The organism is Pseudomonas lurida (assembly GCF_002563895.1).
Taxonomy (GTDB): Bacteria; Pseudomonadota; Gammaproteobacteria; order Pseudomonadales; family Pseudomonadaceae; genus Aquipseudomonas; species Aquipseudomonas lurida.
Window position 1 is genome coordinate 1463277 of record NZ_PDJB01000001.1, and the last position, 15765, is coordinate 1479041.

Annotated in this window: 17 protein-coding genes; 9 read left to right on the forward strand and 8 right to left on the reverse strand. The window is 60.4% G+C overall.

The genetic code is table 11. The features are described from left to right. The first annotated feature begins 61 nt into the window (after positions 1-61). The 7 genes from fghA to rpoS all read left to right on the forward strand — a co-directional run bounded on the left by fghA (position 62) and on the right by rpoS (position 6058). Positions 62-907, forward strand: a complete 846-nt coding sequence (gene fghA, locus ATH90_RS06595) for an S-formylglutathione hydrolase (protein WP_034109074.1) — start codon at positions 62-64, stop codon at positions 905-907. 54 nt (positions 908-961) lie between these two features. Next, positions 962-1435, forward strand: a complete 474-nt coding sequence (gene ispF, locus ATH90_RS06600; protein ID WP_012722614.1) for a 2-C-methyl-D-erythritol 2,4-cyclodiphosphate synthase — start codon at positions 962-964, stop codon at positions 1433-1435. Next, the gene (gene truD / locus ATH90_RS06605) at positions 1432-2490 is read left to right on the forward strand and encodes a tRNA pseudouridine(13) synthase TruD (protein WP_025855146.1); all 1059 of its coding nucleotides are present in this window, start codon (positions 1432-1434) and stop codon (positions 2488-2490) included. Before ispF ends, truD begins: the two co-directional genes overlap by 4 nt. Beyond that, entirely contained in the window at positions 2478-3227 is a 750-nt protein-coding gene (gene surE / locus ATH90_RS06610; RefSeq protein ID WP_098465906.1) for a 5'/3'-nucleotidase SurE, read from the forward strand. Before truD ends, surE begins: the two co-directional genes overlap by 13 nt. A 41-nt stretch (positions 3228-3268) precedes the next feature. Then, the gene (locus ATH90_RS06615; RefSeq protein WP_010563544.1) at positions 3269-3904 is read left to right on the forward strand and encodes a protein-L-isoaspartate(D-aspartate) O-methyltransferase; all 636 of its coding nucleotides are present in this window, start codon (positions 3269-3271) and stop codon (positions 3902-3904) included. Positions 3905-4111: 207 nt separating this feature from the next. Continuing rightward, a complete protein-coding gene (locus ATH90_RS06620; protein WP_034109070.1) occupies positions 4112-4948 on the forward strand; it encodes a peptidoglycan DD-metalloendopeptidase family protein in 837 nt (278 codons plus the stop codon). A 105-nt stretch (positions 4949-5053) separates the two neighbouring features. Further along, a complete protein-coding gene (gene rpoS / locus ATH90_RS06625) occupies positions 5054-6058 on the forward strand; it encodes an RNA polymerase sigma factor RpoS (RefSeq protein WP_025855149.1) in 1005 nt (334 codons plus the stop codon). Positions 6059-6257: 199 nt separating this feature from the next. On the opposite strand, the gene ATH90_RS06630 is transcribed toward rpoS, so the two are convergent. After that, positions 6258-6467 (reverse strand): cold-shock protein, encoded by a 210-nt coding sequence (locus ATH90_RS06630; RefSeq protein WP_002554837.1) that lies wholly within the window; start codon positions 6465-6467, stop codon positions 6258-6260. A 400-nt stretch (positions 6468-6867) separates the two neighbouring features. On the opposite strand from ATH90_RS06630, the gene dcd reads away from it, so the two are divergent. Together dcd and ATH90_RS06640 are read left to right on the forward strand one after the other, a co-directional pair. After that, a complete protein-coding gene (gene dcd, locus ATH90_RS06635) occupies positions 6868-7434 on the forward strand; it encodes a dCTP deaminase (RefSeq protein ID WP_034109068.1) in 567 nt (188 codons plus the stop codon). Between the two features lie 108 nt (positions 7435-7542). Continuing rightward, the gene (locus tag ATH90_RS06640; protein WP_010212420.1) at positions 7543-7740 is read left to right on the forward strand and encodes a hypothetical protein; all 198 of its coding nucleotides are present in this window, start codon (positions 7543-7545) and stop codon (positions 7738-7740) included. Positions 7741-7755: 15 nt separating this feature from the next. Here ATH90_RS06640 and pdeM read toward each other — a convergent pair whose 3' ends face one another. The 7 genes from pdeM to ATH90_RS06680 all read right to left on the reverse strand — a co-directional run bounded on the left by pdeM (position 7756) and on the right by ATH90_RS06680 (position 15652). Continuing rightward, positions 7756-8406, reverse strand: a complete 651-nt coding sequence (gene pdeM, locus ATH90_RS06645; protein WP_069022149.1) for a ligase-associated DNA damage response endonuclease PdeM — start codon at positions 8404-8406, stop codon at positions 7756-7758. Next, a complete protein-coding gene (locus ATH90_RS06650; protein ID WP_098465907.1) occupies positions 8406-10886 on the reverse strand; it encodes a ligase-associated DNA damage response DEXH box helicase in 2481 nt (826 codons plus the stop codon). Before ATH90_RS06650 ends, pdeM begins: the two co-directional genes overlap by 1 nt. Before the next feature lie 587 nt (positions 10887-11473). Next, positions 11474-12238, reverse strand: a complete 765-nt coding sequence (locus ATH90_RS06660; protein WP_016973168.1) for an ABC transporter ATP-binding protein — start codon at positions 12236-12238, stop codon at positions 11474-11476. A 13-nt stretch (positions 12239-12251) separates the two neighbouring features. After that, positions 12252-13370: a succinylglutamate desuccinylase/aspartoacylase family protein gene (locus tag ATH90_RS06665; RefSeq protein WP_034103891.1), complete on the reverse strand. Its 1119-nt coding sequence runs from the start codon at positions 13368-13370 to the stop codon at positions 12252-12254. Between the two features lie 9 nt (positions 13371-13379). Continuing rightward, positions 13380-14090: an ABC transporter permease gene (locus ATH90_RS06670; RefSeq protein ID WP_034103893.1), complete on the reverse strand. Its 711-nt coding sequence runs from the start codon at positions 14088-14090 to the stop codon at positions 13380-13382. Continuing rightward, entirely contained in the window at positions 14087-14815 is a 729-nt protein-coding gene (locus ATH90_RS06675) for an ABC transporter permease (RefSeq protein ID WP_025855156.1), read from the reverse strand. The genes ATH90_RS06670 and ATH90_RS06675 overlap by 4 nt, the downstream gene beginning before the upstream one ends. Positions 14816-14872: 57 nt before the next feature. Beyond that, a complete protein-coding gene (locus ATH90_RS06680) occupies positions 14873-15652 on the reverse strand; it encodes a transporter substrate-binding domain-containing protein (RefSeq protein ID WP_027604451.1) in 780 nt (259 codons plus the stop codon). Positions 15653-15765 lie beyond the last annotated feature (113 nt).

The following is a 15765-nucleotide window of genomic DNA, read 5'->3' on the forward strand; positions in this document are numbered from 1 at the left end:
TGAAAGTGAGCACGCCTTACTTGCAGCTGGTTGCTTGCCGCTTGCAGCTGGGAGCATTCTCATGACCCTGGAAAACATCTCCTGCCAGAAGAGTTTTGGTGGCTGGCACAAACGTTACAAACACAGCTCCCATGTGCTCGGCTGCGACATGACCTTCGCCGTCTACCTGCCGCCGCAAGCGGAGCAGGGCGGCAAGTTGCCGGTGCTGTACTGGTTGTCCGGTCTCACCTGTACCGATGAGAACTTCATGCAGAAGGCCGGTGCACAGCGCATGGCCGCCGAACTGGGGTTGATCATCGTCGCGCCAGATACCAGCCCGCGTGGGCCGGGTGTACCCGGTGATCCGGATAATGCGTGGGATTTCGGCCTTGGCGCCGGCTTCTACCTCAATGCCACCCAAGAACCCTGGGCCAAGCACTATCGGATGCATGACTACGTGGTGCAGGAGTTGCCGGCGTTGGTTGAGGCGCATTTCCCTGCATCGGACAAACGTGGCATCAGCGGCCATTCGATGGGTGGGCACGGTGCGTTGGTGTGTGCCCTGCGCAACCCCGGGCGCTACCAATCGGTGTCAGCGTTTTCGCCCATCAATAACCCGATGGATTGCCCGTGGGGCCAGAAAGCCTTTTCGCGTTACTTGGGCGAAGAGCGCTCCAAGTGGCGCGAATGGGACGCCTGCGTGCTGATCAGCGAAGCCTCGGAAAAACTGCCGCTGCTGGTGGACCAGGGCGATCGCGACGATTTCCTCGCCGTGCAACTCAAGCCTGAAGCCCTGCAGCAAGCGGCCAAGGCGGCGAACCATCCGCTGGAACTGCGCCTGCAACCCGGCTATGACCACAGCTACTTCTTTATTGCCAGCTTCATCGAAGATCATTTGCGACACCACGGCCGTGCTTTGCTCGGTTAATGTGAGGCAAAAGTAGGTAGAATCACGCCCTGAATTAAATCGGGGCGTTTTTTTATGCGTATTGGCCACGGCTACGATGTGCACCGTTTCGCTGAAGGCGATTTCATTACCTTGGGCGGCGTGCGCATTGCACATCACCATGGTTTGCTGGCTCATTCCGATGGCGACGTTGTGTTGCATGCCTTGAGCGATGCCTTGCTCGGCGCGGCGGCGTTGGGCGATATCGGCAAGCACTTTCCGGACACCGATCCGACCTTCAAGGGTGCGGACAGTCGTGTATTGCTGCGTCATGTCGTCGGCCTGATCCATGCCAAGGGCTGGAAGGTCGGCAACGTCGACAACACCATCGTGGCCCAGGCGCCGAAGATGGCCCCCCATATCGAGTCGATGCGCGCGCTGATTGCGGCCGACCTGCAAATTGAACTGGACCAAGTGAACGTGAAAGCCACCACCACCGAAAAGCTCGGGTTCACCGGTCGTGAAGAGGGCATCGCCGTGCACTCCGTTGCCTTGTTGCTGCGCGCATGAACGATCTGCAATTGTTGGGGCCGCGGGCCTATGGCGAGGCCCTGGGCAGCGCGGTACTGAAGGCGACCGCCGAAGACTTCCAGGTCGACGAAGTGCTGGATATCCCGCTGACCGGCGAGGGTGAACACCTGTGGTTGTGGGTCGAGAAGCGAGGCCTCAACACCGAGGAAGCCGCGCGGCGCATCGCCAAGGCGGCCGGCGTGCCGTTGCGCACCGTCAGTTATGCCGGGCTCAAGGATCGCCAGGCGTTGACCCGCCAGTGGTTCAGCGTGCAGCTGCCGGGCAAGGCCGACCCGGACATGAGTGCCGCAGAAAACGACACCCTCAAGATCCTCAAGACCGGTCGCCACAAGCGCAAGCTGCAGCGCGGCGCGCATTCGGCCAATGGTTTCACCTTGCGCCTGACGCAGTTGGCCGGTGATACCGCCGCCATCGACGCGCGGTTGCAACTGATCGCCCAACACGGCATTCCGAACTACTTCGGTGCCCAGCGCTTTGGTCACAACGGTGGCAACGTCGTCGACGCTCGTGAGTGGGCCGCACGCAAAGCCTTGCCCGAGCAGCGCAATGTGCGTTCGCGGCTGCTGTCCACGGCGCGCAGCTTTCTGTTCAACAAGGTGCTGGCGGCACGTGTGGCCGACGGTTCATGGCAGCGCGCCCAGGTCGGCGACCTGCTGGCCTTTACCGACAGCCGCAGTTTTTTCCCGGCAGGCGAAGCGGAATGCAACGACCCGCGCCTGGCGATTCTGGACCTGCACCCCACGGGGCCGCAGTGGGGCGAAGGTGATTCACCTGCCAGTGGTGCGACCTTTGAGCTTGAGCAGGCGGTGGCCGCCGGGGAAGCCGACTTGCGCGATTGGCTGGTGAATGCCGGCATGAGCCAGGAACGTCGCATTCTGCGACTGCCCATTGGCGGTTTGACGTGGCATTATCCCTCGCTGGACATTCTGCAATTGGAATTCGTCCTGCCGGCCGGATGCTTCGCCACTGTCTTGGTGCGCGAGCTTGTTGATCTGGTCCCGGTGGGGCAGACGGACAACCCATGCGTATTCTGATATCAAACGATGACGGTGCCACCGCACCCGGCCTTGCTGCGCTCTATGCTGCGCTGGAAGATTATGCCGAGTGCTTGGTGGTGGCCCCCGACCAGGACAAGAGCGGCGCCAGCAGTTCGCTGACGCTCGACCGTCCGTTGCACCCGCAAGTCCTGGCCAATGGCTTTATCAGCGTGAACGGCACCCCTACCGACTGCGTCCACCTGGCGATCAACAGCCTGCTGGATCACGAGCCGGACCTAGTGGTGTCGGGCATCAACCTGGGTGCGAACCTGGGTGATGACGTGCTGTATTCCGGTACCGTGGCGGCTGCGCTTGAAGGGCGTTTCCTGGGGCGCACCGCGTTCGCCTTTTCGTTTGCCTCGCGCCAACTGGATAACCTGCCCACCGCCGCGTATTTTGCGCGCAAGCTGGTGCAAGCCCACGGCTCCCTCAACCTGCCGCCGCGTACCGTGCTCAACGTCAATATCCCCAACCTGCCCCTTGACCATATTCGCGGCATCCAGCTGACGCGCCTGGGCCATCGTGCCCGTGCGGCAGCGCCGCTGAAGGTGGTCGACCCGCGTGGCAAGGAAGGCTATTGGATCGCGGCAGCGGGCGATGCCGAAGATGGCGGTGAGGGCACGGACTTTCATGCGGTGATGCAAGGTTATGTATCGATTACCCCATTGCAATTTGATCGTACCTTCAGTGACGCCTTCAGTGGTCTTGATGGCTGGCTGGAGGAACTGCGCTGATGGGCCGTGAACAAGACGACTTGCTGCGCCGGGGTATCGGGATGACGTCCCAGCGTACCCGCGAACGCCTGATCCAGCGCCTGTACGAAGAGGGCTTGTCCAACGCCCAGGTGCTGGAAGTGATCCGGCGCACGCCTCGGCACCTGTTTGTCGATGAAGCCCTGGCCCACCGTGCGTATGAAGACACGGCGCTGCCCATCGGCCACAACCAGACCATCTCCCAGCCTTACATGGTGGCGCGCATGAGCGAGCTGCTGCTGGCGGCGGGGCCGTTGGACAAAGTGTTGGAAATCGGCACCGGTTCCGGTTACCAGACCGCCGTGCTCGCGCAACTGGTGGAGCGCGTGTTCTCGGTGGAGCGCATCAAGGTATTGCAAGACCGTGCCAAGGAGCGCCTGGTGGAGTTGAACCTGCGCAACGTGGTGTTCCGCTGGGGTGATGGCTGGGAAGGCTGGCCGGCGCTGGCGCCATACAACGGCATCATCGTGACCGCCGTGGCCACCGATGTGCCGCAAGCGTTGCTCGATCAGCTCGCTCCCGGCGGGCGTCTGGTGATCCCGGTGGGCTCCGGTGAAGTGCAACAATTGATGCTCATTATCCGTGAGGACGAAGGCTTTTCCCGGCATGTGCTCGGGGCCGTTCGTTTTGTGCCGTTGCTCAATGGCCCGCTGGCCTGATCAATTTTTGCCAGCGGTGAATTCTGCTGGCGGGGATGTGTCTTACAGCGGGGTCTATTGAGTCAACATGACTGGGGCGACGAATCAACACGCTGAACGATTGGTTTCAGACATGTGCCGGTAAAACTCTATTGCCCAGTTATACTTGCGTCATATTTCAAGCCTGATACAGGCGTTCATGTTCAGCCACCACAAAGGGAGCGGCGGGTGAGTCTCACAGGTCTTGCGCAGCGTATGAGTAAAACAAGCTTTCATCGACTGGTGCTTGGCCTCGTCTTCAGTTCCGTACTGGTAGGGTGTTCCAGCTCGCCAAGCAGCGGCGCGCGGGTGGTTGATCGTAATAATGCCGCTCCGCAGAAGCCTACGGTCACCACCGGGCAATATGTGGTGCGCAAGGGCGATACGCTTTTCTCGATTGCCTTCCGTTATGGCTGGGACTACAAGGCGCTCGCAGCTCGTAACAATATTCCCGTGCCCTACACGATACATCCAGGTCAGACGATTCGCTTCGACGGTCGCACCGGCTCAACGCCAACGGCAGTTGTGACAAACACTGGATCTTCGCCATCGTCCTCCAGCAAAACCACCATCATTACCCGGCCTGCAGGCAGTGCCACGCCAGCCCCTGCAGCCAAGCCGGCACCCGCGCCGCTGCCGCCTGCCGGGCCTGCCCCAACCGGTTGGGGGTGGCCTTCAAACGGTATCCTGATTGGAAAATTCTCTTCAAACGGTAGTTTGAATAAAGGCATTGATATCGCCGGGGATTTGGGACAGCCTGTTTTAGCTGCGTCTGATGGGACAGTGGTGTACGCCGGGAGTGGTTTACGGGGCTACGGCGAGCTGGTCATCATCAAACACAGCGATACCTACGTAAGTGCTTACGGCCACAACCGTAGGCTGTTGGTTCGGGAGGGGCAGCAGGTCAAAGTCGGACAGACAATTGCCGAAATGGGGTCAACTGGTACAGACCGGGTGAAACTGCACTTTGAGATTCGCCGTCAAGGGAAGCCTGTAGATCCACTGCAATTCCTACCCCGTCGTTGATGTGTTGCACAGCCTGTTCCTCGCGTAGAAGGAACAGGCTCCAGCGTTGCCAAGGATAGAGGCGTCGCTTGAGCTTGAGGTCGAACTCACCAAAGGACTATAACAATGGCTCTCAGTAAAGAAGCGCCGGAGTTTGACATCGACGATGAGGTTCTCCTTATGGAGACCGGCATCGCTACGGAATCGATGTCGAATGAGGGACCTGCTGTACCTTCAGTTCGCACCAAATCCAAGAACTCCACCGCGTTAAAACAACACAAGTACATTGACTACACACGGGCGCTCGACGCGACCCAGCTGTACCTCAATGAAATCGGCTTTTCCCCTCTGCTGACCCCCGAAGAAGAAGTCCATTTTGCGCGCTTGTCGCAAAAGGGCGATCCGGCTGGGCGCAAGCGCATGATCGAAAGCAACCTGCGCCTGGTGGTGAAAATCGCCCGACGCTACGTCAATCGTGGGCTGTCCCTGTTGGACTTGATCGAGGAAGGCAACCTGGGCTTGATCCGGGCGGTGGAGAAGTTCGACCCAGAGCGGGGCTTTCGTTTTTCAACCTATGCCACCTGGTGGATTCGCCAGACCATCGAACGGGCGATCATGAATCAGACCCGCACGATCCGGTTGCCGATCCATGTGGTCAAGGAGCTCAACGTCTACCTGCGGGCAGCGCGTGAGCTTACCCAAAAACTCGATCATGAACCTTCGCCTGAAGAGATCGCCAACCTGCTGGAAAAACCGGTAGGGGAGGTCAAGCGCATGCTCGGCTTGAACGAGCGCGTGTCTTCGGTCGATGTCTCGCTGGGTCCGGATTCGGATAAAACCCTGCTGGACACCCTGACGGATGATCGCCCTACAGATCCTTGCGAGCTGTTGCAGGACGATGATCTTTCCCAAAGCATTGACCAGTGGCTGTCGGAGCTCACGGACAAGCAGCGCGAGGTGGTGATTCGCCGCTTCGGCCTGCGCGGCCATGAGAGCAGCACCCTGGAGGACGTAGGCCTGGAAATCGGCCTGACCCGTGAGCGGGTGCGGCAGATCCAGGTGGAAGGGCTCAAGCGCTTGCGTGAGATCCTGGAGAAGAATGGCTTGTCGAGTGAGTCACTGTTCCAGTAAGTGACGCAGGACTAAGTGTGGGAGCGGGCTTGTTCGCGAGTGCGGAGTATCAGTTGAGAGATGTGCCGACTGATCCACCGCACTCGCGAGCAAGCCCGCTCCCACATTTTTTATGCCTGGATCAACCGCAGCGCCAAATAGCAGGCATAAAAAAACCCCGCTTTTGAGGGCGGGGTCTTTTCGACTAAGTCAGTACAAGTTAGATAACTTGAACTTCTTCAGCTTGCATGCCTTTCTGACCGCGGGTAGCGATGAAAGAAACCTGTTGGCCTTCTTTCAGGCTTTTGAAGCCGTCGGATTGGATAGCTTTGAAGTGAACGAACAGGTCGTCACCGGATTGTGGAGTGATGAAGCCGAAGCCTTTTTCATCGTTGAACCACTTAACGGTACCAGTTTGGCGATTAGACATGGTGTATCTCCTTGGACAAAGTTAACTGCGACTCAGGAAAAGCCCTGGCCGAGACTGAGTGCAAAGAGCAGGAAAAATTCTTGGAGATGGTTGGATCGAAATTCAACATATCGTGTAGAGATTCTCAGTGACACAAGCAGCACAGTGGCGCCACCTTAACCCTTTTTCCGGAACGTGCCAATGGTATTTCCGAAGGTTTCTCCAAATTCGTGACTGGCGGTGGTATTTCCAGTCACCCTGAATGGCACTACGGGTACCGGCCACGCTGGTTGAGGCTTTAAAGGCAGGCGCATTTGTCGCGACATTCTTCAACAAAAGCCCCGTGGCCTTTGAACCCCAACGCCGGCCCCGGTAAGATGCCCAACAGAATTTTTCCACCTCGCTATTCAGGACACCCGCCATGAGCATCAAATCGGACAAGTGGATTCGCCGCATGGCGCAAGAGCACGGCATGATCGAACCGTTCGTCGAGCGCCAGATCCGTGGTCAAGGCGATGCCCCTGTGATTTCCTACGGCGTTTCCAGCTACGGCTACGACGTACGTTGCGCCGATGAGTTCAAGGTGTTCACCAACATCAATTCGGCGATCGTCGATCCGAAGAACTTCGACGAAAAGAGCTTCGTCGACGTCAAGAGCGACGTGTGCATCATTCCGCCAAACTCCTTCGCCCTGGCGCGCACCGTGGAGTTCTTCCGTATTCCCCGCGATGTGCTGACCATCTGCCTGGGCAAGAGCACCTACGCGCGTTGCGGCATCATCGTCAACGTGACGCCGCTTGAGCCCGAGTGGGAAGGCCACGTGACCCTGGAGTTCTCCAACACCACCACCTTGCCGGCGAAAATCTACGCCAACGAGGGTGTGGCGCAGATGCTGTTCCTGCAGTCCGACGAGGACTGTGAAGTGTCCTACAAAGACCGCGCAGGCAAGTACCAAGGCCAACGCGGCGTCACCCTCCCACGCGCTTGATCGAAAGGTCTTACGCGTAAAGGGAATTAGTCTGCGGAAAGTGACTCTATCTAGGTGTACTGCCTCGGCGCGTGTAAAACGCGCCGAGCCACGCTTGAGGAGTACCTTATGAAGATCGACCCGAGAATCAGCGCAGAACTTGCCCGGCTTGAACCCAACCAGATTGGCGTTCTGGCCTGGTCCCTGATGGCCGATCCTGCTTATGCGGGCGGCATTCCCGGCCAACCCGAGCCGGATTACCCACAACCCACCGAACCGGGTGAACCGACCTTGCCGGACGAGCCACCACCCGCGCCTGTCGCCTGATACCTGGAAGGCCGGTCATCGCACTGGCCATACCTCGTGGTCGCCGATCACGAAGATTCGGCGGTCATTCTCCTGTTCCACCGCAAAGCCACCGGTAAATGCCCCGAACGCCGGCAGCAAGCTGACCCGCGTCCCGATCTGAAAGCACGGCAACCTTAGGCTCTGCCGGCCTCTGCCACGCAAGCGATATACCGGATGTACATGCCCCGCCAGCACATGATGGCTGGGATGCGCATCCGGTTCGTGCTGCAGGGCGAAAGGACCCATCAGCAGCGGCTCTGGGACGACCTCGATGTTCAAGTCGACAGGCGGGTCACCGGCGCGCTTGTCGTGATTGCCGCGAATCAGGGTCATCGCCAATTTGTCATGACGTGCGCGCCAGGCTCTCAGCGCGCTCAGGGTGCCGCTGGCATGTGAGCCGGGGCCGTGCAGGAAATCGCCGAGAAAGATCACCTGCGTGCACGGTAGCGCGGATAGCAGCCGATCCAGGCGCTGCAGGTTCTCGGTGGTGGTCCCCTGTGGCACCGGCTGGCCCAGGCTGCGATAGGCGGATGCCTTGCCGAAATGCGCGTCGGCTATCAGCAAGCACTGTCGAGCGGGCCAGTACACCGCCTTTTCGGCCAGCAGCCACAACGCTTCCCCCTCCAGCATCAATGAGCAATGCATCAGCGCTTCCCGTTATCCGCGACTTTTTCCAGGTCCTTGACCATCCGCGCAATGCGCTCCGAGAGTTTTTCCGAACTGAGGCTTTCGCGCATTCGCTCCACCAGCAATGGAAAGGCCAGGGGCGTAGGCCGTTCGATCAGGTGCAGGTCTCGTTTGAGCGCTGAAAGATGACGCAATGTCTCATCCAACCGATGAATATCCAACTCATCGCGCAGGACTTCTTCCCCGGCCTGGGTCAGCAGCAGGTTCTGCGGGTCATATTGCTTGAACACCTCAAAGAACAAGCCGCTGGAGGCCTGCACCTGCCGCGTACTTTTCGGTGCACCCGGATATCCGGCAAACACCAGCCCGGCAATACGTGCGATCTCGCGAAAGCGGCGCAGGGCCAGTTCACCGGCATTCAGACTGGCCGCCACGTGCTCCAGCAAATGCTCAGGGCTCAGTAACGATTCATTCAGCAGCGCCGGCCAGTCCACTTCGGTGGCGCTCAACAACTCCAGCCCGTAATCATTGACTGCAATCGAAAAAGTCACTGCCTGCCGCTGGCTCACCCGCCACGCCAGCAGGCTCGCCAGGCCCAAGTGCACCTGGCGCCCGGCGAACGGATAGAGAAACAGGTGCCACCCCTCCCTGGACTTCAACGCCTCGGCCAGCAAATGCTTGCGCGTCGGCAGGCCCGACCAGCGCAACTGCGTCTGCAACAGAGACTGCACCGCCTGCATCTCCGGGCCTTCATAGTGACCGTGCGCCGCCGCATCAAAGCGCTCCACCACGGCCTGGGCCAGCTCATTGGAAAGGGGCATGCGCCCGCCATTCCAGCGCGGTACGGCGGCTTTTTTCGCGGTGCTGCGGCGTACATAGGCGGTCATGTTTTCCACCCGTACCAGCTCCAGCAAGCGACCGGCAAATAGAAAGCCGTCGCCAGGCTTGAGCCGCGCAATAAAGCCTTCCTCGACACTCCCCAGATTCTTGCCGCCACCGCCCTTGCTCCAGAATTTCAGCTGGATACTGGCATCGCTGACGATCGTGCCCACGCTCATCCGATGACGACGCGCCAGCCGGGCATCGGGGACACGCCATACCCCATGCTCGTCTGGTTCTACGCGGCGGTAATCCGGGTAGGCGGTCAGCGAGAGGCCGCCATGGCGCACAAAACCCAGCGCCCACGCCCAGTCTGCGTCCGTGAGGTCGCGATAAGCCCTGGCACCGCGCACCTCGGCCAGTAAGGCATCGGGTGTAAACCCGCCGCCCAGCGCCATGCTGACCAAATGTTGTACGAGCACATCCAATGGCTTGCGCGGTGATTCCCGCGCTTCAATGCGCCGCTGGGCAATCGCATCCTGGGCCGCCGCGGCTTCCACCAGCTCCAGGCTGTGGGTCGGCACCAACGTCACCCGCGATGGCCGCCCTGGCGCATGCCCCGAACGCCCGGCGCGCTGCATCAAGCGCGCCACACCTTTGGCCGAGCCGATCTGCAGTACGCGCTCCACGGGCAGGAAGTCCACCCCCAGGTCGAGGCTCGATGTGCACACCACCGCCTTGAGCTGGCCGTCTTTCAGCGCCCGTTCCACCCAATCGCGGGTTTCCCGGGACAACGAACCGTGGTGCAGGGCAATCACCCCGGCCCAGTCCGGCCGGGCGTCCAGTAAGGCCTGATACCAGATTTCCGATTGTGCCCGCGTATTGGTAAACACCAGGCAGCTACTGCTGGCGTCCACCTCGGCCACCACCTGGGGCAACATCTTCAAGCCGATGTGCCCGGCCCAGGGAAAGCGCTCGGCGACGGGTGGCAGCAAGGTGTCGACCTGCAGCTGTTTAGCCGTTTTGCCTTGCACGTTGATCCCGCCCCCTTGTGGGACCAGTACTTCCAAGGCGTGGGACTGGTTGCCCAAGGTCGCCGAGATACCCCACACCATCAGCTCCGGATGCCAACGCCGCAGCCGTGCCAGCGCCAGTTGCAACTGTACGCCGCGCTTGTTGCCAATCAATTCATGCCATTCATCCACGACCACCATGCGCAGGTGCGCCAGGCCCACTTCGCTGTCGGCGCGCGCCAGCATCAGGGTCAGGCTTTCCGGCGTGGTGATCAGTGCAGTGGGTTGGCGCCGTGTCTGCCGGGCGCGCTCACTGCTGCTGGTATCGCCGGTGCGCAGGCCGACATTCCAGGGAATCTCCAATGTTTCAAGCGGTGCTTCGAGGGCGCGCGCGGTGTCGGCCGCCAGGGCACGCATGGGCGTGATCCACAGCACCGTCAGGGGTTCAGCGGGAGGTTTGCGTTTACCCGTCACGGGCGGGCGAGTGATGGCGAAGCGATTGAGGGCGGCAAACCACAGCGCATAGGTCTTACCCGCGCCGGTGCTGGCATGCAGCAACCCCGACTGGCCCCCCTTGACCGCCGCCCATACGTCTTTCTGAAAGGCGAACGGCTTCCAGCCTTTGGCGGCAAACCATTGTTTGGCGAAGTCGATGGGTTTTGCCATGCGGTGGCTGAACTCTGGAAGGCCTATTCCACAGACCTTCACGGAGTATCAAAGGTTTAACGCAATCCTTGTAGGCGCCGGTTTGCCGGCGATGGCGGCCCGACAGCCAACCGCTATCTAACGGTTGCCCCGCGATCCAAAAATGTGGGAGCGGGCTTGCTCGCGAAGGCGCCCTGACAGCCGACCAGGAGATTGGATCAGACCGGGTACATATCCGTTATCTAGGTAACGGCTGCTAGGGGTTCCGCTCTTACAGCGGGTCACTTTGGAAAAGCCCCAAAGTAACCAAAAGGCTCTTGCCCCAACACTCGGCACCTCGCCTAGGCTCGGTGTGCCCGTAATCCGACAGTGATTTGGGGGGCCGCCGCCACGCGCCCTCCATGGCGCGGGGCGGCTAAACCGGCATCCCTGCCGGTTTACCCCCCAAATCCCTGTCGAATTCCGGCCAGCGTGTTTGATGGGGCGCTAGGATCAAAGGCAAGATCAAAAGCCAGATCAAGAGCGGCTCGCTTCGCATCGTGGTTGGCGCTGGGTGCTTCAGAATGGTGTAGAAGCCTGTGCTGATCGCCGGTAAGGCGGCTCCTTGGTTATTTCAGGTTGCCGCTCAGGAACTGCTGCAAACGCTCACTCTTCGGGTTACCCAGCACGTCCTCAGGTGCGCCTTGCTCTTCCACCAGGCCCTTGTGCAGGAACAGCACCTGGCTCGATACCTTGCGTGCAAAGCTCATCTCGTGGGTCACCATGATCATGGTGCGACCTTCCTCGGCGAGGCCCTGGATCACCTTCAACACTTCGCCTACCAGCTCCGGGTCGAGGGCCGAGGTGGGTTCGTCGAACAGCATCACCTCCGGTTCCATCGCCAGGGCGCGGGCGATGGCCACGCGTTGCTGCTGGCCGCCGGACAGGAACGCCGGGTACTGATCGGCTACGCGCGCCGGCAAACCCACCTTGTCCAGGTAGCGACGGGCACGATCTTCGGCGTCCTTCTTGCTGCAACCCAGCACCCGGCGCGGTGCCATGGTGATGTTTTCCAGCACGCTCATGTGGCTCCACAGGTTGAAGTGCTGGAACACCATTGCCAGGCGCGTGCGCAGGCGCTGCAGTTCGGCATCATCGGCCACGCGCATGCCGTGGCGGTCGCTGACCATGCGGATCGGTTGGCCGTCGAGGGTCATGGCGCCGTCGTTGGGGGTTTCCAGGAAGTTGATGCAGCGCAAAAAGGTGCTCTTGCCCGAGCCGCTGGCGCCGATCAGGCTGATCACGTCACCGGTCCTGGCCTTGAGCGAAACACCTTTGAGCACCTCATTGTCGCCATAGCTTTTATGCAGGCCTTCAACGGTCAATTTGTACATGGGGCGTGCATCCTCAAGGCGAAAGTAGATAGCCGCTGCGGTAGGCCTCGGTGCCTGCGACATGGCCGATGACCATCCCGGCAGTGGCCATGCGGCGCAGCGAACGGGCGTAAAGCAGGCCGGCCTTCTGGCAGCGCACCGGCGTTACGCGGTCGGAAATGGGGTCGATGATTTCAGCGATCAACTGCCCGGCTTCCAGGTATTCACCCGGCAGTGCGCTGAACACCAGCAGGCCGCCGACTGGAGTTGCCACCGGTTCAACGCCGGCCAGCGGCGTGGCCGGGTAGGGCAGTTCGGGCAGTGGTGCTGCATCGCCCGCAATGGCGCCGAAATGAATCAGGTAATTGATGATCGCCTGACAGTCGAGGCTGGCCAGGCCATGGTTGACGTCGCCCTGGCCGCGCAGTTCTACGGTCACCGAGAAACTGCCCATGGGGATCGCAAAGCGCTCGCCGAAGCGTTGCTGCAATCGCCACCACACCAGGGTGAAACACTCATCGAAGGACTGCCCGCCGGAATCGGTGGCCAGCAGGTTGGCCTCCGAACCGATATAGCGTGCCAATGGTTCCACCTGCGGCCAGGCTTCGGGGGTGGTGTACAGATGCGCCACGGCTTCGAAGTCGCAATGCAGGTCCAGCACCATATCGGCGTCGCAGGCCAGGCGTTGCAGCACCAGCCGCTGGGATTGCAGTTGGGTGTCGGCGCGTTGTGCAGCGAGGGCGGTGGACAACGCGGCGCGGACCAACTTGACGTTCTGCCGGGGATCGTCCCCAAGCTCGTTCTCGATCTGGTCACCCACCGTTTCACTGAGGTCGACAAACAGGCGATTGAAGTTCTGCCCGCTCTCCAGCTCGTAGCGGCCCAGCGGGATATCCATCAACACCTGTTCCAGGCCCACCGGATTGGCAATGGGCACCAGCACGATCTCACTGCGCAGGCGACCGGCCGCGGCCAACTTCGCCAGCTGGACCTTGAGGTGCCAGGCAACGAGCATGCCCGGCAGCTCATCGGCATGCAGCGATGACTGAATGTAAATCTTGCCTTCGGCCTGTTCCGGGCCGAAGTGAAAGCTGTGAATCTGCCGCGCCGTGCCGGGCACCGGCGCAATCAGCTCGTGGACCTGATGACGCATGAAGGCTCCTTAGTGGCTCGGCCCGAGGAAGGCCAGCCAGCGGCGCTCCGCCAGACGAAACAGACCGACCAGGGCAAAGGTCACGGTCAGGTAGATCAGCGCAGCGATACCGAATGATTGGAAGGTCATAAAGGTAGCCGAGTTGGCATCCCGCGCCACCTTGAGGATGTCTGGAATCGTCGCGGTGAAGGCCACCGTGGTCGAGTGCAGCATCAGGATCACTTCATTGCTGTAGTAGGGCAGCGAGCGGCGCAACGCCGACGGCATGATCACGTACGCGTAGAGTTTCCAGCCGCTCAAGCCGTAGGCCTTGGCCGCTTCGACTTCGCCATGGGCCATGCTGCGGATCGACCCGGCGAAAATCTCCGTGGTGTAGGCACATGTGTTCAGGGCAAACGCCAGGATGGTGCAGTTCATCGCGTCGCGAAAGAATGCGTCCAGCAGTGGCTGCTCGCGCACGGCGGCGATGCTGTAGATGCCGGTGTAGCAGATCAGCAACTGGATATAGAGCGGCGTGCCCCGGAACAGGTAGGTGTAGAACTGCACCGGCCAGCGCACCAGGCGCTTGCGCGACACACGGGCGATGGACAACGGGATCGACACCAGGAACCCGATGACCAGGGCGGCCGTCAGCAACCACATCGTCATGGCCAGGCCGGTGATGTGCTGGCCGTCGCTATAAAGGAAGGGGCGCCAGTATTCCTGCAAGAGTTCGATCATCGTACGGCCTCCCGGGCGCCTGCAGAGTAGCGACGTTCAAGGCGGCGCAAGACGAAGTTGGACGCGCTGGTGATCAACAAGTAGATCAACGCCGCGAGTACCAGGAAGTAAAACAGCTGATACGTGCTCTTGCCGGCGTCCTGGGCGGCCTTGACCAGGTCGGCCAGGCCGATGATCGACACCAGGGCCGTGGCCTTGAGCATCACCATCCAGTTATTGCCGATACCCGGCAGGGCAAAGCGCATCATTTGCGGGAAGGTCACGTAGCGAAACCGCTGGCCGCGCTTGAGGCCATAGGCCGTGGCGGCTTCCAGTTGGCCACGGGGCACCGCAAGGATCGCGCCGCGAAAAGTCTCGGTGAAGTAGGCACCGTAGATAAACCCCAGGGTAATCACCCCGGCGCTGAATGGGTCGATCTCGATGTATTCCCATTCCATGAAGTCGGTCAGGCCGGTGAGCCAGGTTTGCAGGCTGTAGAAAATCAGCAGCATCAGCACCAGGTCGGGCACCCCACGGATCAGCGTGGTGTAGAGCTGGGCGGGGATGCGCAGGAACGGCAGGCTGGACAATTTGGCGCTGGCGCCGATCAGCCCCAGCAATACGCTGACGGCCAGGGACAGCACCGACAACTTGATCGTCATCCAGGTGCCTTGCAGCAACAGCGGGCCGAAACCCTTCAAGCTGAGCGCGCTCAGGCCGAGGGTTTGCAACAGTTCTTCGAACATAAATCGGGACCTATGGCGATAAAAAAGCGCCCCTCCAGGGGAGGGGCGCTCCAGGCATTATTTGCCGCTGTACAGGTTCAGATCGCCAAAGTGTTTCTTCTGGATGGTGGCGTAGGTGCCATCATCGTGTAACGCTTTGATACCTTTATCCAAAAGCGCCTTCAGTTCAGTGTTACCTTTTTTGATACCGATGGCGGTTTTCGACGGCAGCAACGGGTCGTCGATCGCCGCGCTCACTTCGTAGCCAGCACCGGCTGGCGACTTCAGGAAGCCCAGTTCGGCCTGCAGCATGTCTTGCACGGAAGCGTCGAGACGCCCGGAAGTCAGGTCGGCATACACTTGGTCCTGGTTGGCGTAGGCCTTGGTGGTCACACCGGCTTTGTCCAGCACGGCCTTGGCGTAGGCTTCCTGGATGGTGCCTTGTTCGTAGCCCACGGATTTGCCCTTGAGGGACTCAGGCGTCGAGTAGCCAGCACCTTTCTTGAACACCAGCGAGGTCGGGCCGGAGAACAGCTCACTAGAGAAGTCGATGGCCTTTTCACGCACCGGGGTCACGGTCATGGACGAAATCACGCCGTCGAATTTGTTGGCTTTCAGGCCTGGAATCATGCCGTCGAAATCACTTTCAACCCACTTGCACTTCACTTTCAGCTCGGCGCAGATCGCATTGCCCAGGTCGATATCGAAGCCTACCAGGCTGCCATCGGCGGCCTTGGATTCGAACGGCGCGTAGGACGGATCGACACCAAAACGCAGTTCCTTGTATTCCTTGGCCAGCGCGGTACCTGCGGCCATGCACAGAGCCAGTGCAGAAAGGGTCAGCAATGCTTTTTTCATTATGTAATCCCTGGAAACCAAGATAAGCGCTTGTGGCGCGTTTTTAGGACTGTTACTGAACGGTGTCAGACGGATCACAAGTAGCAATTTCTGCACCATAGTTCCGAATGAGC